This window comes from Streptomyces sp. NPDC020983 (assembly GCF_044333485.1).
Taxonomy (GTDB): Bacteria; Actinomycetota; Actinomycetes; order Streptomycetales; family Streptomycetaceae; genus Actinacidiphila.
Genome location: NZ_JBIRRA010000004.1, coordinates 113331 through 135837, shown reverse-complemented (window position 1 = coordinate 135837; position 22507 = coordinate 113331). Strand labels below are relative to the sequence as shown.

Here is a 22507-nt window from a genome sequence, read left to right as displayed (position 1 = left end):
CCGGGCAGGCCGCGTGCCGCGCGGGCCGGGCCGCCCGCGCCGCGTCAGGCGTCCGCGTGCGGTACGGGCGGCGGCCGGGAGCCCCGGCGGGAGCCCGGCCGCTGCTCAGCGCGTCGCCCGTTCCAGGGCGAGGATCACCGACTCGTACGGCTCGCCCGTCGCCCGCGCCATGCCGACCTCGCACATGCGGTTGGCGCACAGGTACGCCCCGTACGGGCGGGCGGCGACCTCGTCGGCCTCCGGCCGGGTCGCGGCCGCGGTCAGCTCCTCGTGGAGCATGCCGCGGTCGCCGGCGAAACCGCAGCACCCGGCGTCGTCGGGGGTGACGACCTCGCGGGCGAGGGCCGCGGCGACGGCGGCGAGCGCGGGCACGGGGGCCCCGAGGTGCTGGGCGGAGCACGTGGGGTGGAGGACGGCGGAGTCCAGCGGCGCGGTCACGGTGAGCCGGGGCAGGACGTGCTCGGCGGCCCACACCGTGGAGTCCAGGAAGGTCAGCTCGCGGTGCAGCTCGCGGTTGGCCTCGGTGAGGTGGGGGACGATCTCGCGGGCGAGCCCGAGCGTGCAGGAGGTCGCGTCCACGACCACGGGGAGCCGGCCGCCCCCGGTCCACGCCCAGGCGTGCTCGACGGCGCGGTTGGCCATGAGCGCGCTGCCGGCCGCGTAGCCCTTGGAGTGCCAGATGGTGGCGCAGCACGTGCCCGTGACGTCGGGGGGTATCCACACCGGAAGGCCCGCGCGGGCCGAGACGGTGACCAGCGCCCTCGGCAGCCAGCCCGCGCCCTCGTCGGCGGGGCCGAAGATGCGGTTGACGCACGCCGGGTAGTAGACGGCGGTGGCGCCGTCCCTCGCCGTGCGGGGCAGGGCGCCCGGCGCGGCGCCGGGAATCTCCGGCAGCCACTCCGGCACCAGCTCCCGGCCCGCCGCCCGCCGCGCCAGCGACGTGGCCGCCGTCAGCGGCCGGTCCCCGACCCTGTCCCGTACGGCGCCGGCGGCGGCGACCGCGCCGCGGGCGGTGCGCTCGCCCGCCCGCCAGTGCCGGGCGGCGGACGCGGCGGCGCGCTCCTGGGCGCGGCCGTGCCGGGCGTGCCGGAAGGCCTTCATCAGCGCGCCGGTGTCGATGCCGACCGGGCAGGCCAGCTTGCAGCCGGAGTCCCCGGCGCAGGTGTCGACGGCCGCGTAGCCGTACCCGTCCAGCAGGGCGCCGAGGACGGCGGAGCCGGCGCCCTGGCGCAGCATCTCGCGGCGCAGCACGATGCGCTGGCGCGGGGTGGTGGTCAGGTCGCGGCTGGGGCAGACGGGCTCGCAGAAGCCGCATTCGATGCACGCGTCCGCGACCGGCTCGATGGCCGGGATCGTCTTGAGGCCGCGCAGGTGGCCGCGCGGGTCGCGGTCCAGGACCACGTGCGGGGCGAGCACGCCCTGCGGGTCGAGCAGCGCCTTGACCCGCCACATCAGCGCGGTCGCCGCGGGCCCCCACTCCTGCTCCAGGAAGGGCGCGATGTTGCGGCCGGTGCCGTGCTCGGCCTTCAGGGAGCCGTCGAAGCGCTCGGTGACGGTGCGGCAGAAGTCGGCCATGAAGGCGCCGTAGCGCTCGACGTCCTCGGGGCGGGAGGCGTCGAAGGTGAGCAGGAAGTGCAGGTTGCCGTGTGCGGCGTGGCCCGCGACGGCGGCGTCGAAGCCGTGCCGCCGCTGGAGGGCGAGGAGTTCCTCGCAGGCCTCGGCGAGCCGGGCGGGCGGCACGGCGAAGTCCTCGGTGACGAGGGTGGTGCCGGACGGGCGCGCCCCGCCGACCGCCGTGACGAAGGCCGTCCGCGCCCGCCACAGCGCGGCGATCCGCTCCCGGTCCCGCGTGAAGCCGCCGTAGCCCTCCCCCGCCGGTACGGGCGGGACGAGCCCCAGGTCGGCGCAGACGTGCCCGGCTGCCCGCTCGTACGCGGCGAGCTGCGTGTCGTCCGCGGCCCGGAACTCGACCAGCAGCGCCGCGCAGCTCTCCGGCAGCCGCGCCCACTCCTTCGGCACGCCCGGCACCGCGGTCGCCGCCCGCAGCACGTTGCCGTCCATCAGCTCCACCGCCTCCGCCCCCGCCTGGGCGAAGTGCGGTACGGCGGCGGCCGCGGCGGGCAGCGACGGGAAGAACAGCAGGCCCGCGGAGGCGGCCGGGAGCAGCGGCAGCGTCCGGTAGACCGCCTCGGCGACGAAGCCGAGGGTGCCCTCCGAGCCGATCATCAGGCCGCGCAGGATCTGGACGGGGCTGTCCGCGTCCAGGAAGGCGTCCAGCCGGTAGCCGTTGGTGTTCTTGACCGCGAACTTCGCCCGGATGCGGGCGGTCAGCTCCGCGTCGCCCTCGATCTCGTCGCGCAGGTCCAGCAGGCCCTGGTAGATGTCCGGCTCGTCGGCGGCGAGCGCCGCGTCCGCGTCCGGGTCGGCGGTGTCCACCACCGTGCCGCTCGGCAGGACGACCGTCAGCGACGCGACCGTGCGGTAGGAGTCGCGGGCGGTGCCCGCGGTCATCCCGGACGCGTTGTTGGCGAGGACCCCGCCGACGGTCGCGGCGCTCGCACTCGCCGGGTCGGGCCCCAGCACCCGCCCGTGCCGGGCGAGCGCCGCGTTGACGCGGGCCAGCACCGTGCCGGGCAGGACGCGGACCAGGTCGCCGTCCGCCTCCACCTCCACGCCGGTGAAGTGGCGGCGCACGTCGACGAGGACGTCCTCGCCCTGCGCCTGCCCGTTCAGGCTCGTGCCCGCGGCCCGGAAGACCAGGTGGCGCCGCTCGGAGCGGGCGAAGCCCAGCAGCCGCACGACGTCCTGCACGCTCCTGGGCACCACCACCGCCTGCGGCACGAAGCGGTACGGGCTCGCGTCCGACGCGTACGCCACCAGGTCGGTGAGGCTCGTGCGGACCCGGTCCTCGCCCAGCAGCCGGACGAGGCCGGTCCGCAGTTCGGCGGGTGTCCCGCCCGCGAGCGTCTCCACCACCCGGTCCGGCGCGGCCTCCCCCGGCGGGGACGGCCGCAGCGCGGCGCCGCCCTTCGGTTGCAGCACGGGCATCGGGACCTCCTCGGCGGGCGGCCCCGGAGGGGGCCGGACCTGGCGGAGAAACATTCCTTTCACACCTTTGGCGAGGATATGCGCGGGCGGCGCGTGCCGCGCGGGCTCCGCCTGCTGCCGCGCCGCCCGCGGCCCGTCCTTCTCCGTCCTGCGACGGAGGCGGACGGCGCCGGTCAGCGGCAATACTCAAGGCCGGAGCCGGTCCGACGGGGGAAGGGGAACGGCGTGCACATAGATCTGCCGGACGGGTGGGGGTCACCCGCGGGGCGGGACGAGGCGGGATCGCGGGGCGGGGCGGCGGGCGCCGGTTCGCGGGGCGGGGCGGCGGGCCGGGAGCGGCTGCTCGCGGACACGCTCCTCGGGCTCGGGGACGGCCTCGACGACGAGGCCGGGGACGACGCGCCGCTGCGGCTGCTCGCCGCCCGGCTGCCGCGGCTGGCCGGCGTCGCCGCGGCGGGCGTGCTCCTCGCCGGGGAGGACGGCGACCTGCGGGTCGTGGGCGCGTCCTGCGAGCCGGCGCGGCTGCTCGCCGGGCAGGGGCCCGGGCCCGGCAGCTTCCACGAGGGGGCGGAAGCGGCCGCCCCCGACCTGGAGCGCGGGCCGGGCGCCTTCCCGCCCGAGTACGCACGGCGGGTGCTGCGCGCGGGCTACCGCGCCGTCCTCGCCCTCCCCCTGCGGCACGGCAAGGAGACGGTGGGGGCGCTCGTCCTCTTCCGGGCGGTGCCCGGACCGCTGGACCCGGACCGCGCGGACGTCGCCCGCGCGCTGGCCGGCGCCGCCGCCCTCGGCGTCCTCCAGCGGCGGACCCGCCGCCACCACGCGCGCCTCGCCGCCCAGCTCCAGACCGCGCTGGACACGCGGGTGCCGGTGGAGCAGGCCAAGGGCCTGCTCGCCGAGCGCTTCCACGTGTCCGTGGACGCCGCCTTCGACCTGCTGCGCGCGCACGCCCGCGCCCGGCGCCTCCGGGTCGCCGACCTCGCGCTCGGCCTCCTCGACGGCTCGGCGTCCGTGCCGGGTCCCCCGTAGGGCTCGCGCCCGGGGCCCGCCCTCAGCCGCCGGCCCGGGGGACTGCGTCCGGCCCCCGGCCCGCGTTGCGCAGGCGGATCGCGCTGAAGCCGAGGGTCGTGGCCGTCACCGCCGACCAGAAGGCGTGCAGCGCGGGGAGGACGCGCAGCTGGATCCCCGCGGCCTCGTGGAGGCGGAGCAGGTCCCCGACGGGTTCCGGGGGGCCGAGCGGCTCCACGGAGGTGGTGGCGACGTGGGCGTGCGGGACGGGGGTGCCGAAGGGGCGGAAGAGGGCCGCGGGGAGGCGGTAGGCGAAGAGCCGGACGGCCGTCAGGCGGGGCAGCCAGGCGTACTCGACGGCGTGGACGCGCTCGCCGCCGCCCGGGCCGAGGACGAGCTCCCGGTCGGCGGGGGTGGTGGTCGGGAGGGTCCAGGCCATCGCGCGCGGGCACTGGCGGGGGAACCAATAGTCGGGGCACCTGGCGTCGTCGACGGCCCAGACGTACGCCCCGGGCTGCTGGGCGGTGGCCGCGACGTGCGGGTGGAACACGGTGATCGTGGGGTCTTCCGAGAAGTGCAGGACCTCTCCGGGGCCAGGGCGCATGGGGTCCGTTCTACCGCACGGCCGCGGGCGCTCAGGCCCGGTGCGAGCCGGTCAGTGCCGCGTAGACGACGACGTTCGCCGAATACGTCTGGGCGGTCTCGTCGAAGGAGCCGCCGCAGGTGATGAGGCGCAGCTCGGGGCGGCCCGCGGAGCCGTAGACGCGGTGGGCGTCGAAATGCGCCTTCTCCTCGGTCTCGACGGCCTCGACGGCGAAATCGGCGACCGTGCCGTCGTCGCGGGTCACGGAGACGAGGGCGCCGCGGGTGACCGTGCTCAGGCCGTAGAAGACGGCAGGCTGCGTCTCGGTGTCGACGTGGCCGACGATGACGGCCGCGCCGGACGCGCCGGGAGCCGGGCCGCCGCGGTACCAGCCCGCGACGTCCGGGGTGGAGTACGGGGGCGGGTCGACGGCGCCGTCCTTGAGGCCGCGGGCGACGAGCCCGGCGTGGATACCGGCGGACGGGATGTCGATACGCGTCGGGACGGCGGCGCGCAGCGGCACGTGGGCGGCGTAGACCTGCGGGGGGTGGTCGGCGGCCGCGGCGGCGAGGTCGCGGCCGCCCGGCGGCGCGGTGGTGCCGGGCAGGTGGCCGCCGTGGCCGAGCAGCCACGCGGCCAGCAGGACCAGGACGACGACCGCGGTGGCCCAGGTCCTGCCGTTGCCGTCCGCCCCCTCCGCCATGCCGTTCAGCCGCGGGCGGCGCCGCGGCGCCGGTGGACGACCAGCCCGGCGACGCCGGCCGCCGCCACGGCGCCGGTGACGAGCAGCGGGCCGGTGCTGGTGCCGGCGGCGGCGGGGCCGGCGGCGAGCTGCGCCGGACCGCCGTGGGTGAGGACCTTCGCGGTGCCGCCGCCGCCTGCGGGGACGGGGTTGACGGGCACCAGCGGGGAGTGGCCGCCACCGCCGCCGCTGGTGACCGTCACGGTCGCGGACGCGGAACTGGTGGAGCCGTTGCACCGGACGGAGACGGAGTAGGAGCCGTCCGTCGCGTCGGACTTGATGAAGGCCGTGCCGTCCCAGCCGTCCCCGGCGGGCGCGAGGGTCACCGCGTCCACGAACACCTCGGCGCTGGCCTGCGCCGTCGCGCCCGCCTTGCAGGAGGCCTTCAGGTGCAGGTTGACGACCCCGCCGGGCGCGACCGTCGCGGGCGAGACGTCCATCCCGGACGCCGACGCCGAGGACGACGCCGCCGACGACGAGGAGGACGACGAGGACGCCCCACCTCCCCCCTCGTCCGCGAGAGCCTGCTTCGGCAGCCCGGTCACGCCCCCCAGGGCGAGCACGCCGAGAGCACCGGCGGCGGCGACGACGGGCATTTTCAGACCAAACATGGGGACCTCCGCTCGGCCGGGCGGGGACTCGCACCCGGTACTTACGAAGATCCCCGCGGACGCCCCGGCCCGCACGCTCGCAGGTCCATCAGGGTGACCCGGTCACTACACGGCGTGATCAGATCTCGGAGACCAGATCGGCGATGGAGTTGACCACACGCGACGGCTTGAACGGGTAGCGCTCGATGTCCGGCACCGCCGTGAGCCCGGTGAGCACCAGGAAGGTCGTCATGCCCGACTCCAGCCCGGCCAGCACGTCGGTGTCCATGCGGTCGCCGATCATCGCGCTGGTCTCGGAGTGCGCGCCGATCGCGTTGAGCCCGGCGCGCATCATCAGCGGGTTGGGCTTGCCGACGAAGTACGGGTCCTGGCCGGTGGCCTTGGTGATGAGCGCGGCCACCGAACCCGTCGCGGGCAGCACGCCCTCGGTCGAGGGGCCGGTCTCGTCGGGGTTGGTGGCGATGAAGCGGGCGCCGCCGCGGATCAGCCGGATGGCCTTGGTGAGCGCCTCGAAGCTGTAGGTGCGCGTCTCGCCGAGCACGACGTAGTCGGGGTCGTGGTCGGTGAGGACGTAGCCGACGTCGTGCAGCGCGGTGGTCAGGCCCGCCTCGCCGATGACGTACGCGGTGCCGCCGGGGCGCTGGTCGTCGAGGAACTTCGCGGTGGCGAGCGCGGACGTCCAGATGTTGGCCACCGGCACGTCCAGGCCCATCCGGGACAGCCGGGCGTGCAGGTCGCGCGGGGTGTAGATGGAGTTGTTGGTCAGCACCAGGAAGGGCTTGCCGGACTCCTTGAGCCCCTTGAGGAAGGCGTCTGCGCCGGGGATCGGGGTGCCCTCGTGGATGAGCACGCCGTCCATGTCGGTGAGCCACGAGTCGATGGGCTTGCGGGTCGACACCGGTCGTTCTCCTGTCGTCATGGCCTGCGTGGTGCCCCAGCGTAACCGGGGCGGAGGAGCCCCGCCCCGGCCGTCTCGGCTGCTGGGCGGCCTGGTGGGACGTCAGCTGCCGGCGGGGCGGAAGCCGGTCCGGGCCCGCGCCCGTCAGGGGAGGGCGGCGGTGGCGAAGAAGGGGGCGAGCGCGAGGAGGGCGGCGCCCTCGGCGGTGGCGCGGGGGGCGGCGGACGTGACGGGGACGGGGGCGACCGCGGCGGCGACGCCGGAGCGGAAGGCGTCCGGCGCGGCCAGGACCGTACGGCCGCCCAGGACGATGCGGTCGACGTCCAGCAGCGCCACCAGGTTCGCCGCCCCCACCCCGAGCAGGTACGCGGCCCGGCCCGTGTCACCGCGGGCCGCGGCGGCCAGGCACAGGGCCTCCAGGCAGCCGCGCCGCCCGCACCTGCACGGCGGCCCGTCCAGCTGCACCACCTGGTGCCCGAACTCCCCCGCCCCCGCGGCCCCGCCCCGGTAGAGCTCACCGCCGAGGACGAGCGCCGCCCCGAGCCCCGTCCCCAGGTGGAGGTACGCGAACGAGCCGCCGCCCGGCCCGGCCTCCGCCACCAGGACGGACAGCGCCGCGGCGTTCGTGTTCTTGTCGACGGCGACGGGCAGCCCGAGCCGCCGTTCCAGCTCCTCCCGCAGCACGCACCCCGACCAGTGCGGGTAGCCCGTGACGCCGTGCAGGGTGCCGGTGCGGTGGTCGAGCGGGCCGCGGATGCCGACACCCACGCCCAGCACCCGGCCGGGCGCGAGCACCGCGGCGGCACGCAGCTCGCGCTCCATCGCGGCGAGCCCCTCCGGCACGGGCGGCCCGAGGTCGAGCGGCACGGCGTGCTCGGCGACGGTGCGCCCGGCGAGATCGGCGACGACGGCGGTGAGCGCCTCCCCGTCCAGATGCGCCCCGACCGCGTAGCCGGCCCCCGCCGCGAGCCGCAGCTCGGTCCGCGGCTTGCCCCCGGTGGAAGCGAGCCGCCCCGCCTCCTCGACCAGGCCCTCCGCCCGCAGCCTGGCGGTGATCTTGCTGACCGCCTGCGGCGTGAGCCCCGTCCGCGCGGCCAGCTCCGGCCGGCTGAGACCGCCCGCGGCCTCCCGCAGCAGCCCGAGCACGACCGCGGCGTTGTGGCTGCGCAGCCCGGGCAGGTTGAGCCCGCCCCGCGCACCGCCGGCCGCGTCCCCCGGGCGGGCGGCCGTACGCGGCGGGTACCCGCGGTCCGAAGGCGTCATCACCCCCTCATTGTGGCGCGCGCTTGCACTTCGGCAACACTGTTGCCAAAGTGAGCTGCATGACCACCGCCGCCCCCCTCCGCGTCGCCCTGGTCGGCTACGGCCCGGCCGGCTCGTTCTTCCACGCCCCGCTGATCGCCGCCACCCCCGGGCTGCACCTCGACACCATCGTCACCGGCAACCGCGAGCGGCGCGCGCAGGCGCGCGCCGGGCATCCGGGGGTCACCTTCGCGGAGACCGCCGACGAGCTGTGGCCGCGCGCCGCCGAACTCGACCTCGTCGTCATCGCGTCCCCCAACCGCACGCACGTGCCGCTCGCCACCGCCGCCCTCGAAGCGGGCCTGCCCGTCGTCGTCGACAAACCGCTCGCCGCGACCGCCGCCGAGGCCCGCGCTCTGGCCGCGCTCGCCGAGGACCGCGGCCTGCTGCTGACCGTCTTCCAGAACCGCCGGTGGGACAGCGACTTCCTCACCCTGCGCGAACTCCTGGCACACCGCGAACTGGGCGAGATCCACCGCTTCGAGTCCCGCTTCGAGCGGTGGCGCCCGCAGCCCAAGGGCGGCTGGCGCGAATCCGGCGACCCCGGGGAGATCGGCGGCCTCCTCTACGACCTCGGCAGCCACCTCGTCGACCAGGCCCTCACCCTCTTCGGCCCCGTCCGCACGGTCTACGCCGAATCGGACGTACGGCGGCCCGCCGCCGCCGCGGACGACGACGACTTCATCGCCCTCACCCACCGCAACGGCGTCCGCTCCCACCTGTGGATGAGCGCCACCGCCTCCCGCCTCGGCCCGCGCTTCCGCGTGCTCGGCAGCATCGGCGGCTACGTCACCTACGGCCTCGACCCCCAGGAAGCGGCCCTCCGTGAGGGCCGGCGCCCCGGCGAGGGCACCGGCTGGGGCGCCGAACCCGAGGACGCCTGGGGCACCGCCGGCACCGACGAGGCCGCCCGTCCCGTCCCCTCCGAACCCGGCGACTACCCGGCCTTCTACGCCGCCGTCGCGACCGCCCTGCGGGACGGCACTCCCCCGCCCGTCACCGCCCGGGAGGCCGCGGCCACCATCGAGGTCATCGAGGCGGCCCGCCAGTCCGCCCTCACCGGCCAGGCGGTGACGCTGTGACCCCCACCCACCTCGTCGACCCCGCCGAACTCGCCGCACAGGAGCGCGACCTCGTCCTGCCCCGCTTCACCCACGACGACGCCTGGCGGCTCGGCTGCCTCCTCGTCGACCTCGCGCGCGAACGGGACGCCGCTGTCGCCATCGGCATCCGCCGGGGGGAACAGCGGCTCTTCCACTGCGCCCTGGAGGGCACCGCCCCCGACAACGACGAATGGCTCGACCGCAAGTCCCGCGTCGTCCTGCGCTACGGGACCTCCTCGCTCGCGGTGGGCGAGCGCTTCCGCGCGAAGGGCACGACGTTCGAGGCCGTGTCCCACCTCGACCCCGCCCGTTACGCCGCCCACGGCGGGGCCTTCCCCCTCCGCGTCGCCGGGGCCGGCGTCATCGGCGTCGCCGCCGTCTCCGGCCTCCCCCAGGTCGAGGACCACGCCCTCCTGGTGGACGCCCTCACCCGCTTCCTGACGCCTCCCTGCCCCTGACGGCGCCGCGCCCGGGCGGTGCCGATTGCGGTGGGGCTTGCGGCTGCCCCGCCGCGGGGGACGCCTCGGGCGGTGCCCGCCCGGGGTGCGTTTGCGGCTGACCCGCCGCCGGGGTGCCCGCGCTTGGGCGGCGCGCCCGGGCGGTGCCGATTGCGGTGGGGCTGGCGGCTGCCCGCCGCGGGGGCCGCGTCGGGCGGTGCCCGCCCGGGGGTGCGTAGGCGGCTGACCCGCCGCCGCGGGTGCCCGCGCCTGGCGGCGCGGGGTGTTCCCACCCCCACCACCCGTGCAGATACGACGTCGACTGACGGTCCACCTGTGGGGCGCATTCGCCGTCGGGGGCGAACCGCACTCCCTGAAGGACTTCACCCCCACCGGCAGGCAGCCGCCCACGAGACACCGGGAGGGGGACGATCCGGGGGTGCCCCCGCAGGAATGCGCACCCCGCCGTTCACCGGACGCGGGAGAGGCCAGACGCGCATTCCGAGGAGGTACCCCCGGAGTGGCACCCGACCCCACCCCCGCACGGAGTGCGCGATGCCCCGCCGGGCAACCCGGGGGCGCGGGGAACTGCGCGAGCAACCCACCACCGGCAGAAACGCGAACCGCCACCGCAAGCGGCACCCCCCAGGGGCGCGAGGAACTGCGCGACCAGCCCCCACCGGCAGAACGGCGAACCGCCCACCGCAAGTGGCACCCCCCCCCAGGGGCGCGGGGAACCGCGCGCTCGGCCCCCGCCAAGGGGGAGCGGCGAACCGCCCCCCCCCGGCGGGGCATGCGCCCCCTACGCCGAAGCCAGCACCTGCCGCTGCCGCCCCAGCCCCTCGATCGCCAGCTCGACCGTGTCGCCCGGCCGGAGGTACGGGCGGGGCTCGGGCCGGCCGAGGGCGACGCCGGCGGGCGTGCCGGTGTTGATGACGTCACCCGGGTAGAGGGTCATGAAGTGGCTGAGGTAGCGGACGACCTCCGCGACCGGGAAGATCTGGTCGCGGGTCGAACCGTCCTGCCGCAGCGTGCCGTTGACCCACAGCCGCAGCGGGAGCGCCTGCGGGTCGGGGATCTCGTCCGCGGTGACGAGCCAGGGGCCGAGCGGGTTGAAGGTCTCGCAGTTCTTGCCCTTGTCCCACTGCCCGCCGCGTTCGATCTGGAACTCGCGCTCGGACACGTCGTGCGCGACGGCGTATCCGGCGACGGCGGCGAGCGCCTCCTCGTGGCTCGCCGCGTACCGCAGCTCGCGGCCGATGACGACGGCGAGTTCGACCTCCCAGTCGGTCTTGGTGCTGCCGCGCGGCACGAGCACGGTGTCGTCGGGGCCGACGACGGTGTCGGGCGCCTTCATGAAGACGACCGGCTCGGCGGGCGGCTGGGCGCCCGTCTCGGCGGCGTGGTCGTGGTAGTTGAGGCCGATGCAGACGATCTTGCCGATGCCGGTGAGCGGCGGCCCGACGCGCAGGGAGGAGTCGAGCACGGGGAGCGCGGCGGGGTCGGCGGCCGCGACCCGGGCGAGGGCGCCGGCGTCGGCGAGCAGCGCGCCGTCGATGTCGGGGACGAGCCCGGAGAGGTCGCGGACGACCCCGTCCCGGTCGAGCAGGGCAGGGCGCTCCGCCCCGGCGGGTCCGACTCGCAGCAGCTTCACAGGGTTACTCCGTAATGCCTAGGGTGTCCGCGGCGGAGGACGGCGCACGCGGAGGTGTCATCGGATGTCTGTCCGATCCTCCGACCGGCAGCGGACCAGCGCAAGCCCTGTTCACGGGCTGGACTGGGGAGGCGTACCGCCACCGCGGTACGCCCAGACGTCGGACGGGACGGCGCGGTTCACCCCGGCGCGGTTCACCCTCCGACGAGCTGGGACACGGCGTAGATGAGCAGGCCCACCAGCGCCCCGACGACCGTGCCGTTGATACGGATGAACTGCAGATCGCGCCCGACGTGCGCCTCGACCTTGCGGGAGGTCTGCTCCGCGTCCCAGCCGGCGACGGTCTCGCTGATGAGCGCGGTGATCTGGTCGCGGTAGGTGGTGACGAGGTAGACCGCCGCGTCCTCCAGCCAGCCGTCGGCCTTCTCGCGCAGCCGCGGCTCGGCGGACATCCGGCGGCCGAGGGTGAGCAGCGAGGCGCGCGTGCGGGTCCGCAGCTGGCTGTGCTCGTCCTCGGCGGCGGCGACCGTCATGGCGCGCACCGACCCCCACACCGAGGCGATCAGCTCCTGCACCTCGGGGCGGCCCAGCAGGTCGTTCTTGAGCCGCTCGACACGCCCGCGCGTGTCGGGGTCGTCCTGCAGTTCCCCGGCGAAGTCGCGCAGGAAGCGGTCGACGGCGCCGCGCGCGGGGTGCTCGGGCGACTCGTTCATCTCGGTGACGAAGCGCAGCAGCTCCTTGTAGACGCGCTCGCCGACCTTGCGGTCCACGAAGCGCGGGGTCCAGCCGGGCGCGCCGCCCTGGACGGCGGCCATGACGGAGTCGGAGTGCTCCACCAGCCAGTCCCTGGCGCGTACGCACACCAGGTCCACCAGCCGCCGGTGGCCGCCGTCCGCGACCGTACGCTCCAGGAGCTTGCCGAGCGCCGGGGCGACCTCCTGGCCCGCGGCCCGCCGGGTGATCGCCTCGCTCACCACGGCCTGGACGTCGGAGTCGCGCAGCACGGTCAGCAGGCCCCGCAGGGTCGCCGCGGCCTGCTCGGTGACACGGTCGGCGTTGGCCGGCTCCGACACCCACGCACCGAGCCGGGCACCGACGCCGACCGCCCGCAGCCGGGCCCGCACGACCTCCGCGGACAGGAAGTTCTCCCCCACGAAGTCACCGAGGCTCGCGCCCAGCGCGTCCTTCTTGGTGGGGATGATCGCGGTGTGCGGGATGGGCAGGCCCAGCGGGTGCCGGAAGAGCGCCGTCACCGCGAACCAGTCGGCCATCGCGCCGACCATGCCCGCCTCGGCCGCGGCCGCGACGTAGCCCGCCCACGCGCCCGACCCGCGCGCGTCCGCCCACTTCGCCAGGGCGTAGACGGCCGTCGCGACCGCGAGGAAGCCGGTCGCGATCAGCTTCATCCGCCGTACCCCGCGGCGCCGCTCCGCGTCCGGGTCCACCGTCCCCGCCACGCTCACGGACGTGTCCTCCTGGTCCACCTGCTCCACCCGCATATCCACCTGCGTATTGTCGCCAGCGCTGACGGAAGTGGAACGAACGGCGGGTTCCCGGTGCCTCCCGCGCCGCCCCGCGGACAGGAGCGCAACCCCGATGGACGACGCGACCTCCGGCTACGCCGGCCTCTTCGACGCTCCGGCGGGCTATCTCGACTTCGCCCGCTACGGGCCGCCCTCGCGCGCCGTGCTCGACGCGACCGCCGACGCGCTGGGCCGCTCCGCCCGCGCCGACCACACCACCGTCGACGACCTCATGCGGGCCGACGCCCGCGCCCGCGCGTCCGCCGCCCGGCTGGCCGGCACGGACCCCGACCACACCGTGCTGCTGCCCAACACGACCACCGGGCTCTTCCAGGCCGCCTTCGGCGTGCCCTCCGGCACCGTCCTCGTCCCCGAGGGCGACTTCCCCGCGAACCACTACCCCTGGCGGCGCACCGCCGCAGCGGGCCTGGCCGAGCCCCGCTGGCTGCACGGCCGGCCCACCCCGGAGGCCGTCCGGGACGCGCTCACCGCCGACGTCACCGCCGTCTCCCTCAGCGCCGTCGACTTCCGCACCGGCCACCGCGCGGACCTCGCCGCGATCCGCGACGTCATCGGGCCCGACCGGCTGCTCGTCGTCGACGCCATCCAGGGCTTCGGGGTCGCGGACATGCCCTGGCAGGCGGCCGACGTCGTCGTCGCGGGCGGCCAGAAGTGGCTGCGCGCCGGCTGGTCCACGGGCTTCGCGGCGCTCTCCGACCGCGCGCTCGAACGGCTCGCCCCCACCCTCACCGGGTGGACGGGCGTGGAGGACGTCGCCCTCTTCGACGGCGCCGAGCACCCGCCCGCCGCCGGGGCGCGCCGCTTCAGCCTCACGAACCTCAGCCCGGTCGCGGCCGCCGCCCTCGCCGCGGCGCTCGGCATCGTGGAGTCCGCGGGGGTCCCGGCGATCGAGTCCGCGGTCGCCGCGCGGATCGACGAGCTGCTCGACGCCGTGCGCTCCGCGGGGGCCGAGGTGCTCTCCGAGACGGCCCGTCCCCGCCGTGCCGGCATCCTCTCCTTCCGCCTCCCCGGCGTTGCCCCGGCCGAGGTGGCCGCCGCCCTCCACGCGCACGAGCTGACGCCCACGGTCCGCGCCGACTCCCTCCGGCTCTCCCCCCACGCCTCCACCCCCGCCTGGGTGGCCCCCCAGCTGGCGAAGGCCCTCGCCTCCCTGCGCTGACCCCGCCCCCCGGCCGGGCGCGCTGCCCCGCCGGGCGACACCGGGAGCGAGGGACCGTGCGGGCAGCCCACCCCCCGCCGCAGGGTCGCGCGGCGGACCGCGGCGCGCCCGCGAGCAGCGCGAAGGACAGTGCGGCTACCCGGCCCCGCCGGCGGCGCCGGGACGCGGCGTGCCGCCCGACTGGCCCGCGCCCCCGCCGGTCAGGCCGCCCAGCGGGTCGAACGTCGGCTGCGTCGGCGGCGGCTCCGACGTGGGGGGCGGCTCAGTCGTCGGCTCACCCGTCGACCCGCCCGAATCCGCGGGCGGCGACGCGGAGGACGGCGGCGGCGCGGTGTGCGACGGCGGCGCGGTCGTCGGCTCGTCCGACGCCGGCGACGTCGGCTCGTCGGACGGCTCGTCCGGGACCGGCGGCAGCGTCGGCACGTCGTCGGCCGTGTCGAGGTCGAAGTCGGAGACGGACACCCCGTCGAGCGCGGCCGCGGTGTAGGCGGCCCAGACGGCGCCGGGCGGCCCACCGCCGTTGATCCGGTCGGTGTGCATCGCGTGGTACATCGGCTTCTGCTTGCCGTCGGCCGGGTCCATGCCGAGCAGGGCCACGACGGTGGCGAGCTTCGGGGTGTAGCCGGCGAACCAGGCGGCCGTGTCGTTCTCCGCGGTGCCGGTCTTGGCGGCGGAGGGCCAGCCGGAGTCCTGCGCGACGGTCGCGGTGCCGCCGGAGCTCTCGACGACGCTGCGCAGCACCTGCGTCACCGTGTCGGCGACCTCGCGCGGCACGTTCTGGTGGGCGTCGCGGTCGGGCAGCGGCAGCTCGTCGCCGTCCCTGCTGACCTTCTTGACCAGCGTGTAGGGGATCTCCTTGCCGTGGTTGGCGAGGGTCGCGTAGACCTGCGCCATGTCCAGCGGGCTGGCGCCGAAGGAGCCGAGGGCCATCGCGGGCGTCGTCGGGATCTTCACCGACTCCGGCATGCCGAGGTCGTGCGCGGTGTCTATGACCTTGTCCGTGCCGACGTCCTGCGCCATCTGGGCGTAGACGGAGTTGACGGACTTGTCCATCGCGCGGGTGACGTTGATGTGCGGGTAGCTGTGCCCGTCCTCGTTCTCCGGCGCGTAGCCGACGGGGCCGTCCGGGCCGACGACGGGCCGCTTGTTGTCGCCCTCGTAGACCGTCTTCGGGGTGATCCGCTTGCCGTCCTGCGTCTTGGAGGCGTGCTGGAGGGCGGCGGCGAGGATGACGGGCTTGAAGGTCGAGCCGGGGGTGTACGTGGCGTTGGTGGCGCTGCTGACGTACTGCTTGGTGTAGTCGATGCCGCCGTAGAGGGCGACGACCTCGCCGGTCGCGGGGTCGATGGACACCCCGCCGGCCCGTACGTACGTGTCGGCCTTGTTCTTGCCGAGCTTGTCGTAGACCTGGGTCCGGGCCGCCTTGACGAAGTCGTCCTCCTTGCCCTTCTGGATGCTGGTGACGATGCGGTAGCCGCCGCGGCGCAGCGAGTCGGCGTCGACGATGTGGTTGGCGTCGAGGTAGTCGTTGACGGCCTCGATGATGTAGCCGCGCTGGCCGGCCTTGCTGGCCAGCGGGGTGGGCCGGCCGATGGTGGGGAACTTCACCGTGGCGCGCTCGGACGCGCTGAGCCAGTGCTCCTTGACCATGCCGTCCAGGACGTAGTTCCAGCGCGCCTTGGCCGCCCGCGCGTTCTCGGGGTGGGCGGCGAGGTCGTACTCGCTGGGAGCGTTGAGCAGCGTCGCGATGTACGCGCCCTCCGCCGTCGTCAGGTCGGAGGCGTTCTTGTGGAAGTAGGCCTGCGAGGCGGCCTGGATGCCGTACGCGTTCCGCCCGTAGTAGCTGGTGTTGAGGTAGCCCTCGAGGATCTCGTCCTTCGTCACGTTGCGGTCGAGTTTGATCGCGATGAAGAATTCCTTGATCTTCCGCGACGCCGTCTGGTTCTGGTTCAGGTAGTAGTTCTTCACGTACTGCTGGGTGATCGTCGAACCCGACTGCCGGCCCTTGCCGGTGGCGGTGTTCCACGCCGCCCGCACCATCGCCTTCGGGCTGACCGCGGACTCGTGGTAGAAGCTGCGGTCCTCCGCGGAGAGCACCGCGTGCTGCGCGGTCTTCGCGACCTCGGCGAGCGAGACGTTCTGCCGGTTGACCGCGCCGTCGCGGGCCAGCTCGGTCTTGCCGTCGGCGTAGTAGTAGACGTTGCTCTGGGCGACCGCCGCGGCGTTCGGGTCCGGGATGGACACCAGTGCGTAGCCGGCGAAGAAGCCGCCCAGCAGCAGCACCATGACACCGAGGAACGTCCCCAGGACGACCCGCCACGTCGGCAGCAGCCGACGCCATCCCGTACGGCCGGCCCGGCCGGAACCGCCGGCGGCGCCTCCCGCCGCCCCGAAGTGCGCGTCGCTCATATCAGTAGGGACTCCTCATCCGCCGCCGGGGTTGTCCGCGGCGGAAGCCGAAAAACCTAAACCCAAAAAGACCGGTCCGAAACGGTCCGGACATGCACGTAATCGTACGTACGCCCCAGGGCGCACACTTCTCCCACACTGGCGCATCCCCCGTCCGCCCGGGCATCCGGCCGCCCATCCGTGACAGGCCTGTGACAGGGCGGTCACACCACGGCGGACCCGTCCCGGCGCGAAACCGCCGGGCCCGCGGCCGGATTCCGGGGCGAAAAGCAGTGGAGGGCCCGGCCGCCCGGCCGCTAGGCTCCTGCGCTTGTGTGCCGTGGGGCGCGCCGCGGAATGTGGCCCATCTCACGGCCTTCGAACAACGGCACAAGGGAGAGAGAGGCGGAGATTATGGGCGGCTTCTACGTCGCCGTCATGGTCCGCGGCTTCCGGCGCTTCGCGACCTACCGCATCGCCACGGCAGCCGGAGTCGTCACCAACACGGTCTTCGGACTGATCATCTCCTACAGCTACATCGCACTGTGGAGCCAGCGCCCCCACCTCGGCGGCTACACCGAGGCGCAGGCGCTGGCGTACGTGTGGATCGGCCAGGGGCTGCTCGCGCCCATGGCCCAGATGGGCGGCGGCTTCGAACGCGAGATGATCGCCCGGATCAGCTCCGGCGCCATCGCCGTCGACCTCTACCGGCCCGCCGACCTCCAGGGCTGGTGGCTGGCCTCCGACCTCGGCCGGGCCGGCTTCCAGCTGCTCGGCCGCGGCATCCTGCCGGGCGTCGCCGGCGCCCTGGTCTTCGACCTGGCACTGCCCGGCTCGGCCCTGCCCTGGCTGCTGTTCGCCGCCGCGGTCACGCTCGGCCTGCTGGTCAGCTTCGCGATCCGCTACCTCATCGCACTCAGCGCCTTCTGGCTGCTGGACGGGGCCGGCGTCATGCAGATCGCCGGGATCGTCGCCCTGTTCTTCTCCGGCATGCTGCTGCCGCTCAACGCCTTCCCCGGCGCGCTGGCCGGCCTCGCGCAGGCGCTGCCCTGGTCGGCGATGCTCCAGACCCCCGCCGACGTGCTCCTCGGCCGCCGGCACGGCGCCGGAGCGGTCCGGGCGCTCGCCCTCCAGGCCGGCTGGGCCGCCACGCTGCTGGCCGCCGGGCGGCTCCTCCAGGGCGCCGCCACCCGCCGGGTGGTGGTCCAGGGTGGCTGACACCGCACACGCCCCGGCCGCCGCCGGACAGCCGCCCGCGGCGCGCCCCGCCCCCGCCCACCGCTCCGTACGCGACGGCGTCCGCGCCTACCTGCTCATCGTGCGGATGTGGATGCGCTCCACCATGGCCTACCGCACGTCCTTCGCCTTCACCACCCTCGGCAACTTCGCCGCGACCGCGCTCGACTTCGTCACCGTCGTGCTGATGTTCTCCCACATCGACGCCCTCGGCGGCTTCGGCCTGCCCGAGATCGCGCTGCTCTACGGCACCACCAGCGTCTCCTTCGGCCTGTCCGACCTGCTGGCCGGCAACGCCGGGGCACTCGGCGACCGGGTCCGCGACGGCACCTTCGACATCCTCCTGCTGCGCCCCGCCCCCCTCGTCGCCCAGGTCGCCGCCGACCGCTTCGCCCTGCGCCGCCTCGGCCGCGTCACCCAGGGCGCCGCCGTGCTCGGCTGGGGGGTGCTGCGGGTGGACGTCGGCTGGACCCCGGCCGGCGCCGCGCTGCTGGCCGTCACCCTGCTCGCCGGGACGGCGATCTTCTGCGCCGTCTTCGTCACCGGAGCCGCCTTCCAGTTCTGGGCGGGCGACGCCTCCGAGGTCCAGAACTCCGTGACCTACGGCGGCAACACCCTGCTCCAGTACCCGCCCGGGATCTTCGGCCGGGAACTGGTGCGCGGCGTGACCTTCGTCGTCCCCCTCGCCTTCGTCAACTGGATGCCGGTGCTGCACATCCTCGGCCGCCCCGACCCGCTCGGCCTGCCCGGCTGGGCCGACTACCTCGGCGCGCCCGTCGCCGTGCTGTGCTGCGCGCTGGCCGGGCTCGCCTGGCGCGCCGGTGTCCGTTCCTACCGCAGTACCGGGAGCTGAGATCCGTTGACCGAGACCGCCGCCGCCCCAGGCACCCCGAGCACCCCGGACACCGACCCCATGATCGCCGTCGAGGGCCTGGAGAAGGTCTTCGACGTCCGCCGCAAGGCCCCCGGCCGCACCCTCCGCCGCGAACGCCACCAGGTCAGGGCCGTCGACGGCCTGGCCTTCAGCGTGCCGCGCGGCGAGATGGTCGGCTACATCGGCCCCAACGGCGCCGGCAAGTCCACCACCATCAAGATGCTCACCGGCATCCTCACCCCCAGCGGCGGCACCGTCCGCGTCGCCGGCATCGACCCCTCCCGCGACCGCACCCGGCTCGCCCGCCGCATCGGCGTCGTCTTCGGCCAGCGCACCACCCTGTGGTGGGACCTCCCGCTGCGCGACTCCTACGAGCTGGTCCGCCGCATGTACCGCATCGAGCAGCCCCGCTACGCCCGCAACCTCGGCACCTGCGTCGAACTCCTCGACCTCGGCCCGCTCCTCGACGTCCCCGTACGCCAGCTGTCCCTCGGCCAGCGGATGCGCGGCGACATCGCCGCCGCCCTGCTGCACGACCCCGACGTCCTCTACCTCGACGAGCCCACCATCGGCCTCGACGTCGTCAGCAAGGCCAAGGTCCGCGAGTTCCTCGCCACCGTCAACGCCGAACGCGGCACCACCGTGCTGCTCACCACCCACGACCTCACCGACATCGAGACGCTGTGCAGCCGCGTCATGGTCATCGACCACGGCCGGCTCATGTACGACGGCGGCCTCGCCGGCCTGCACGCCGTCGGCGACTCCGAACGCACCCTCGTCGTCGACTTCGCCCGCGAACTGCCCGCCGTCGACATCCCCGGCGCCCGCTGGATCCGCACCGAGGGCCCCCGCCAGTGGCTCGCCTTCCCCGCCGGGCAGAGCGCCGCACCGCTCGTCGCCGCGCTCGCCGCCGACCACCCGCTCGTCGACCTGTCCGTCCGCGAACCCGCCATCGAAGATGTCATCGCCCGCATGTACGGGGCGGCGTAACATCCCCCGAACCGTCCGTGCGGACCGGCACCGAGAACAAGGGAGTTCATGTGCGGGAGGACCTCACCGTCGCCGAGGCGACGGCCGCCGACTGGGACGAGATCACCCGATGGTGCGCCGCCGAGGGCTGGAACCCCGGCCACGGCGACGCGGCCTGCTTCCGCCCCACCGACCCGGCCGGCTTCCTGGCCGGGCGGCTCGGCGGCCGCCTGGTCTCCGCCGTCTCCGTCGTGGCCTACTCGCCCGACTTCGCCTTCCTCGGCTTCTACCTCGTCCACCCCGACCACCGCGGCACCGGCCTCGGCATCGCCACCTGGAAGGCCGCGATCCCGCACGCCGGAAACCGCCTCATCGGGCTCGACGCCGTGCCCGAACAGCGCGCCACCTACGAGCGCTCCGGCTTCACCGCCGCCCACGACCAGATCCGGCACACCGGCCGCCCCCGCCGCGGCACCCCCGGCACCGCCCCCGCCGGCACCACCGTACGGGCCGTCACCCCCTACCACCTCGACGCCATCAGCGCCTACGACAGCGGGTGCTTCCCCGCCGAACGGCACGCCTTCCTGAGCCGCTGGCTCACCGCCGCCGGCCACACCGCCCGCGTGCTGCTCGACGACGCCGGACACGTCACCGGCTACGGCGTCATCCGCCCCGCCCACGAGGGCCACCGCGTCGGCCCGCTCTTCGCCGACACCCCGGCCGGCGCCGCGGCCCTCCTGGACGCCCTCACCGAGGACCTGCCGGACACGGCGCAGGTGTGCGTGGACGTACCCGACCACAACACGGCGGCACTCGATCTGGTGACGTCCCGCGGCCTCACCCCGGCCGCCCGCTTCACCCGCATGTACACCGGCCCGGCGCCGTACTCCCGGCAGGAGGCGGTCTACGGGACGACGACGCTCGAACTCGGCTGAGAGGACGGCGCCCCGGACACCGCGCGACGCGGCCCGGGGCACCGGGAACGGTCAGGAGGTCACAGGTACAGGCCGGTGGAGTCGTCGGTTCCCTTGAGGCGCTCCGCGGCCACCGCGTGCAGGTCGCGCTCGCGCATCAGGACGTACGCCACGCTCCGGACCTCCACCTCGGCCCGGTCCTCCGGGTCGTACAGGACCCGGTCCCCGACCTCCACCGTACGGACGTTCTGCCCCACCGCGACCACCTCGGCCCACGCCAGCCGCCGGCCCATCGCCGCGGTCGCCGGAATCAGGATGCCACCGCCGCTGCGGCGCTCGCCGTCGCCGGCCTCGTGCCGCACCAGGACGCGGTCGTGCAGCATCCGGATGGGCAGCTTGTCGTGCTCACTGTTCGAACTCACCCGCACGACGTTACCGGCGGCGCCGCCACGACGAGAGACCACCCACCACCACGACCAGCGCCACGCCCGCGAGCGCCGCCGGAACGATCCGCTCCAGCCGCGGCGCGCCGTCCGCCCCCACGAAAGGCGCGGCCGCCCGGCTCACCACCTCGTTGACCTTCGTGTACGCCCGCCCGGCCGTGCGGTCCACCGCGGACATGGCCTTGGCCTTCGTGTCCGCCGCGATCGTCGCCGGATGCACCCGCACCGCGAGCTCGTCCAGCGTCTCCGCGAGATCCTGCCGCCTGCGGGCGATGTCCCCCTCGATCTGAGCGGGCGTCCTGACGTCGTCCGACACCGCGTATCCTCCATCGGCTGATTAGGTACCGTTCGGACAGTCTGTCAGTTCGACGCGGCCCGCGCCTCGTCGGCACCCCCGTTTGAGGAGCTTCCCATGGCCGAGCGCCTGTCCCCCGGCGACCCCGCACCCGACTTCACCCTCCAGGACGCCGACGGCAAGCCCGTCTCGCTGGCCGAGCACCGCGGACGCAAGGTCGTCGTCTACTTCTACCCCGCCGCCATGACCCCAGGCTGCACCAAGCAGGCCTGCGACTTCACCGACAACCTCGACCAGCTCGCCACCGCCGGCTACGACGTCCTCGGCATCTCCCCCGACTCCCCCGAGAAGCTCGCCGCCTTCCGCACCAAGGAATCCCTCCGCGTCACCCTCCTCTCCGACCCCGACCGCGCCACCCTCACCGCCTACGGCGCCTACGGCGAGAAGATGAACTACGGCAGGAAGACCATGGGCGTCATCCGCTCCACCTTCGTGGTGGACGAGTCCGGCACGATCGCCCACGCCTTCTACAACGTCCGCGCCACCGGCCACGTCGCCAAACTCCTCCGCGACCTGGGCGTCTGAGCAGCCCGTAACCGGGAGGGCGGCGGAGCGTTACTCCGTACGAGGGGCGAACACACGTCCTGGTACGGAGGTGGATGTGGGCACGAGGTACACACGCGAGGTACTGGCCGAGGCGGTCGCGTCGTCACGGACGCTGTCCGAGGCCCTCGCCACGCTCGGCGTCGACCCACAGGACGCGCCACGGCGCAAGTACCTGCGAGAACGCATCAGGTCCCTGGGCGTGGACACCGCACACCTCGAACGCGAGGGCACCCGGTGGAGCCGGGACACCCTGGAGGCGGCCGTCTCGGCGGCCACCTCCTTCGCCGGCACGCTGCGCCACCTGGGCCTGGACGTGACGGGCGGCCGGCACACGCACATCGCCCGCCGGGTCCGGGCGCTGGGCATCAGCACGGCTCATTTCACCAAGCCCGCACCCGCACGGGGAGCGCGGCGGAGGACGCCGGCCCAGGTCCTGGCGCAGCTTCCCGCGGACCATCCCCGGCGCCTCCCGGGCACCCAGCTCAAACGCGCCCTGCGCGAGACGGGCGTCCCGGAACACTGCGCCCTGTGCGGCACGGAACCCTTCTGGCAGGGCCGCCCCCTCCCCCTGGAGGTGGACCACACGGACGGCGACTGGCGCAACAACCGCCGCGAGAACCTGCGGCTGCTGTGCCCCAACTGCCATGCCACGACCGACACCTACCGCGGGCGGCGCCGGTGAGCGGGCGGCGGACA

At 75.1% G+C, this 22507-nt stretch carries 21 protein-coding genes; 10 read left to right on the top strand and 11 right to left on the bottom strand.

All coding sequences use genetic code 11. The features are described 5' to 3' along the window. Nucleotides 1-105 precede the first annotated feature (105 nt). Nucleotides 106-3048, bottom strand: coding sequence for an FAD-binding and (Fe-S)-binding domain-containing protein (locus ACH4SE_RS09730; protein WP_398542789.1), 2943 nt, complete (start codon nucleotides 3046-3048; stop codon nucleotides 106-108). Nucleotides 3049-3273: 225 nt separating this feature from the next. Here ACH4SE_RS09730 and ACH4SE_RS09725 point away from each other — a divergent pair, with 225 nt between their 5' ends. Next, nucleotides 3274-4074 carry a GAF and ANTAR domain-containing protein gene (locus ACH4SE_RS09725; protein WP_398542788.1) on the top strand — a complete coding sequence of 267 codons (801 nt, stop codon included), beginning with the start codon at nucleotides 3274-3276 and terminating at the stop codon, nucleotides 4072-4074. 22 nt (nucleotides 4075-4096) lie between these two features. Here ACH4SE_RS09725 and ACH4SE_RS09720 read toward each other — a convergent pair whose 3' ends face one another. From ACH4SE_RS09720 to ACH4SE_RS09700, 5 genes are all read right to left on the bottom strand, one after another. Then, complete coding sequence (locus tag ACH4SE_RS09720) at nucleotides 4097-4657, bottom strand: DUF6886 family protein (RefSeq protein WP_398542787.1); 561 nt, start codon at nucleotides 4655-4657, stop codon at nucleotides 4097-4099. Nucleotides 4658-4688: 31 nt separating this feature from the next. Then, nucleotides 4689-5339 (bottom strand): class F sortase, encoded by a 651-nt coding sequence (locus ACH4SE_RS09715; protein WP_398542786.1) that lies wholly within the window; start codon nucleotides 5337-5339, stop codon nucleotides 4689-4691. 5 nt (nucleotides 5340-5344) lie between these two features. Further along, nucleotides 5345-5989 (bottom strand): hypothetical protein, encoded by a 645-nt coding sequence (locus tag ACH4SE_RS09710; RefSeq protein ID WP_398542785.1) that lies wholly within the window; start codon nucleotides 5987-5989, stop codon nucleotides 5345-5347. A 118-nt stretch (nucleotides 5990-6107) separates the two neighbouring features. Then, entirely contained in the window at nucleotides 6108-6887 is a 780-nt protein-coding gene (locus ACH4SE_RS09705) for an HAD-IIA family hydrolase (protein ID WP_398543185.1), read from the bottom strand. A 144-nt stretch (nucleotides 6888-7031) separates the two neighbouring features. Continuing rightward, nucleotides 7032-8150, bottom strand: a complete 1119-nt coding sequence (locus ACH4SE_RS09700) for an ROK family protein (RefSeq protein WP_398542784.1) — start codon at nucleotides 8148-8150, stop codon at nucleotides 7032-7034. A 59-nt stretch (nucleotides 8151-8209) separates the two neighbouring features. On the opposite strand from ACH4SE_RS09700, the gene ACH4SE_RS09695 reads away from it, so the two are divergent. Continuing rightward, the gene (locus tag ACH4SE_RS09695) at nucleotides 8210-9271 is read left to right on the top strand and encodes a Gfo/Idh/MocA family oxidoreductase (protein WP_398542783.1); all 1062 of its coding nucleotides are present in this window, start codon (nucleotides 8210-8212) and stop codon (nucleotides 9269-9271) included. Further along, on the top strand, nucleotides 9268-9750 hold the full coding sequence (locus tag ACH4SE_RS09690; RefSeq protein WP_398542782.1) for a heme-degrading domain-containing protein: 483 nt from the start codon (nucleotides 9268-9270) through the stop codon (nucleotides 9748-9750). Before ACH4SE_RS09695 ends, ACH4SE_RS09690 begins: the two co-directional genes overlap by 4 nt. A gap of 781 nt (nucleotides 9751-10531) precedes the next feature. Here the strand turns inward: ACH4SE_RS09690 and ACH4SE_RS09685 are convergent. Next, nucleotides 10532-11383 carry a fumarylacetoacetate hydrolase family protein gene (locus ACH4SE_RS09685; protein WP_398542781.1) on the bottom strand — a complete coding sequence of 284 codons (852 nt, stop codon included), beginning with the start codon at nucleotides 11381-11383 and terminating at the stop codon, nucleotides 10532-10534. 194 nt (nucleotides 11384-11577) lie between these two features. Next, nucleotides 11578-12882, bottom strand: a complete 1305-nt coding sequence (locus ACH4SE_RS09680; protein WP_398543184.1) for a DUF445 domain-containing protein — start codon at nucleotides 12880-12882, stop codon at nucleotides 11578-11580. 97 nt (nucleotides 12883-12979) lie between these two features. Here ACH4SE_RS09680 and ACH4SE_RS09675 point away from each other — a divergent pair, with 97 nt between their 5' ends. After that, complete coding sequence (locus ACH4SE_RS09675; protein ID WP_398542780.1) at nucleotides 12980-14086, top strand: aminotransferase class V-fold PLP-dependent enzyme; 1107 nt, start codon at nucleotides 12980-12982, stop codon at nucleotides 14084-14086. Between the two features lie 135 nt (nucleotides 14087-14221). On the opposite strand, the gene ACH4SE_RS09670 is transcribed toward ACH4SE_RS09675, so the two are convergent. Continuing rightward, the gene (locus tag ACH4SE_RS09670) at nucleotides 14222-16495 is read right to left on the bottom strand and encodes a transglycosylase domain-containing protein (RefSeq protein ID WP_398542779.1); all 2274 of its coding nucleotides are present in this window, start codon (nucleotides 16493-16495) and stop codon (nucleotides 14222-14224) included. A gap of 393 nt (nucleotides 16496-16888) precedes the next feature. Between ACH4SE_RS09670 and ACH4SE_RS09665 the strand changes: the two genes are divergently transcribed. The 4 genes from ACH4SE_RS09665 to ACH4SE_RS09650 are packed head-to-tail and all read left to right on the top strand — an operon-like array spanning nucleotide 16889 to nucleotide 20488. Next, nucleotides 16889-17692, top strand: a complete 804-nt coding sequence (locus ACH4SE_RS09665; RefSeq protein WP_398542778.1) for an ABC transporter permease — start codon at nucleotides 16889-16891, stop codon at nucleotides 17690-17692. Continuing rightward, the gene (locus ACH4SE_RS09660) at nucleotides 17685-18563 is read left to right on the top strand and encodes an ABC transporter permease (protein WP_398542777.1); all 879 of its coding nucleotides are present in this window, start codon (nucleotides 17685-17687) and stop codon (nucleotides 18561-18563) included. Before ACH4SE_RS09665 ends, ACH4SE_RS09660 begins: the two co-directional genes overlap by 8 nt. A gap of 60 nt (nucleotides 18564-18623) precedes the next feature. Next, nucleotides 18624-19574 carry an ATP-binding cassette domain-containing protein gene (locus tag ACH4SE_RS09655; protein ID WP_398543183.1) on the top strand — a complete coding sequence of 317 codons (951 nt, stop codon included), beginning with the start codon at nucleotides 18624-18626 and terminating at the stop codon, nucleotides 19572-19574. Nucleotides 19575-19591: 17 nt separating this feature from the next. Further along, nucleotides 19592-20488 carry a GNAT family N-acetyltransferase gene (locus ACH4SE_RS09650; RefSeq protein WP_398542776.1) on the top strand — a complete coding sequence of 299 codons (897 nt, stop codon included), beginning with the start codon at nucleotides 19592-19594 and terminating at the stop codon, nucleotides 20486-20488. Nucleotides 20489-20547: 59 nt separating this feature from the next. Here ACH4SE_RS09650 and ACH4SE_RS09645 read toward each other — a convergent pair whose 3' ends face one another. Both ACH4SE_RS09645 and ACH4SE_RS09640 read right to left on the bottom strand, forming a co-directional pair. Beyond that, nucleotides 20548-20850, bottom strand: a complete 303-nt coding sequence (locus ACH4SE_RS09645) for a GroES family chaperonin (protein WP_398543182.1) — start codon at nucleotides 20848-20850, stop codon at nucleotides 20548-20550. Between the two features lie 49 nt (nucleotides 20851-20899). Further along, entirely contained in the window at nucleotides 20900-21226 is a 327-nt protein-coding gene (locus ACH4SE_RS09640; RefSeq protein ID WP_398542775.1) for a DUF3618 domain-containing protein, read from the bottom strand. A gap of 96 nt (nucleotides 21227-21322) precedes the next feature. Here ACH4SE_RS09640 and bcp point away from each other — a divergent pair, with 96 nt between their 5' ends. Together bcp and ACH4SE_RS09630 are read left to right on the top strand one after the other, a co-directional pair. Then, nucleotides 21323-21790, top strand: coding sequence for a thioredoxin-dependent thiol peroxidase (gene bcp, locus ACH4SE_RS09635; RefSeq protein WP_398542774.1), 468 nt, complete (start codon nucleotides 21323-21325; stop codon nucleotides 21788-21790). Nucleotides 21791-21866: 76 nt separating this feature from the next. Beyond that, nucleotides 21867-22493, top strand: a complete 627-nt coding sequence (locus tag ACH4SE_RS09630) for an HNH endonuclease (RefSeq protein ID WP_398542773.1) — start codon at nucleotides 21867-21869, stop codon at nucleotides 22491-22493. Nucleotides 22494-22507 lie beyond the last annotated feature (14 nt).

Bases quoted from the DNA above. Each gene is read 5' to 3' on its own strand.
- ACH4SE_RS09665 (WP_398542778.1), top strand. From the start codon at position 16,889: ATGGGCGGCTTCTACGTCGCCGTCATGGTCCGCGGCTTCCGGCGCTTC.
- ACH4SE_RS09700 (WP_398542784.1), bottom strand. From the start codon at position 8,150: ATGACGCCTTCGGACCGCGGGTACCCGCCGCGTACGGCCGCCCGCCCG.
- bcp (WP_398542774.1), top strand. From the start codon at position 21,323: ATGGCCGAGCGCCTGTCCCCCGGCGACCCCGCACCCGACTTCACCCTC.
- ACH4SE_RS09715 (WP_398542786.1), bottom strand. From the start codon at position 5,339: ATGGCGGAGGGGGCGGACGGCAACGGCAGGACCTGGGCCACCGCGGTC.
- ACH4SE_RS09645 (WP_398543182.1), bottom strand. From the start codon at position 20,850: ATGCTGCACGACCGCGTCCTGGTGCGGCACGAGGCCGGCGACGGCGAG.
- ACH4SE_RS09655 (WP_398543183.1), top strand. From the start codon at position 18,624: ATGATCGCCGTCGAGGGCCTGGAGAAGGTCTTCGACGTCCGCCGCAAG.
- ACH4SE_RS09695 (WP_398542783.1), top strand. From the start codon at position 8,210: ATGACCACCGCCGCCCCCCTCCGCGTCGCCCTGGTCGGCTACGGCCCG.
- ACH4SE_RS09710 (WP_398542785.1), bottom strand. From the start codon at position 5,989: ATGTTTGGTCTGAAAATGCCCGTCGTCGCCGCCGCCGGTGCTCTCGGC.
- ACH4SE_RS09730 (WP_398542789.1), bottom strand. From the start codon at position 3,048: ATGCCCGTGCTGCAACCGAAGGGCGGCGCCGCGCTGCGGCCGTCCCCG.
- ACH4SE_RS09670 (WP_398542779.1), bottom strand. From the start codon at position 16,495: ATGAGCGACGCGCACTTCGGGGCGGCGGGAGGCGCCGCCGGCGGTTCC.
- ACH4SE_RS09675 (WP_398542780.1), top strand. From the start codon at position 12,980: ATGGACGACGCGACCTCCGGCTACGCCGGCCTCTTCGACGCTCCGGCG.
- ACH4SE_RS09720 (WP_398542787.1), bottom strand. From the start codon at position 4,657: ATGCGCCCTGGCCCCGGAGAGGTCCTGCACTTCTCGGAAGACCCCACG.
- ACH4SE_RS09680 (WP_398543184.1), bottom strand. From the start codon at position 12,882: ATGCGGGTGGAGCAGGTGGACCAGGAGGACACGTCCGTGAGCGTGGCG.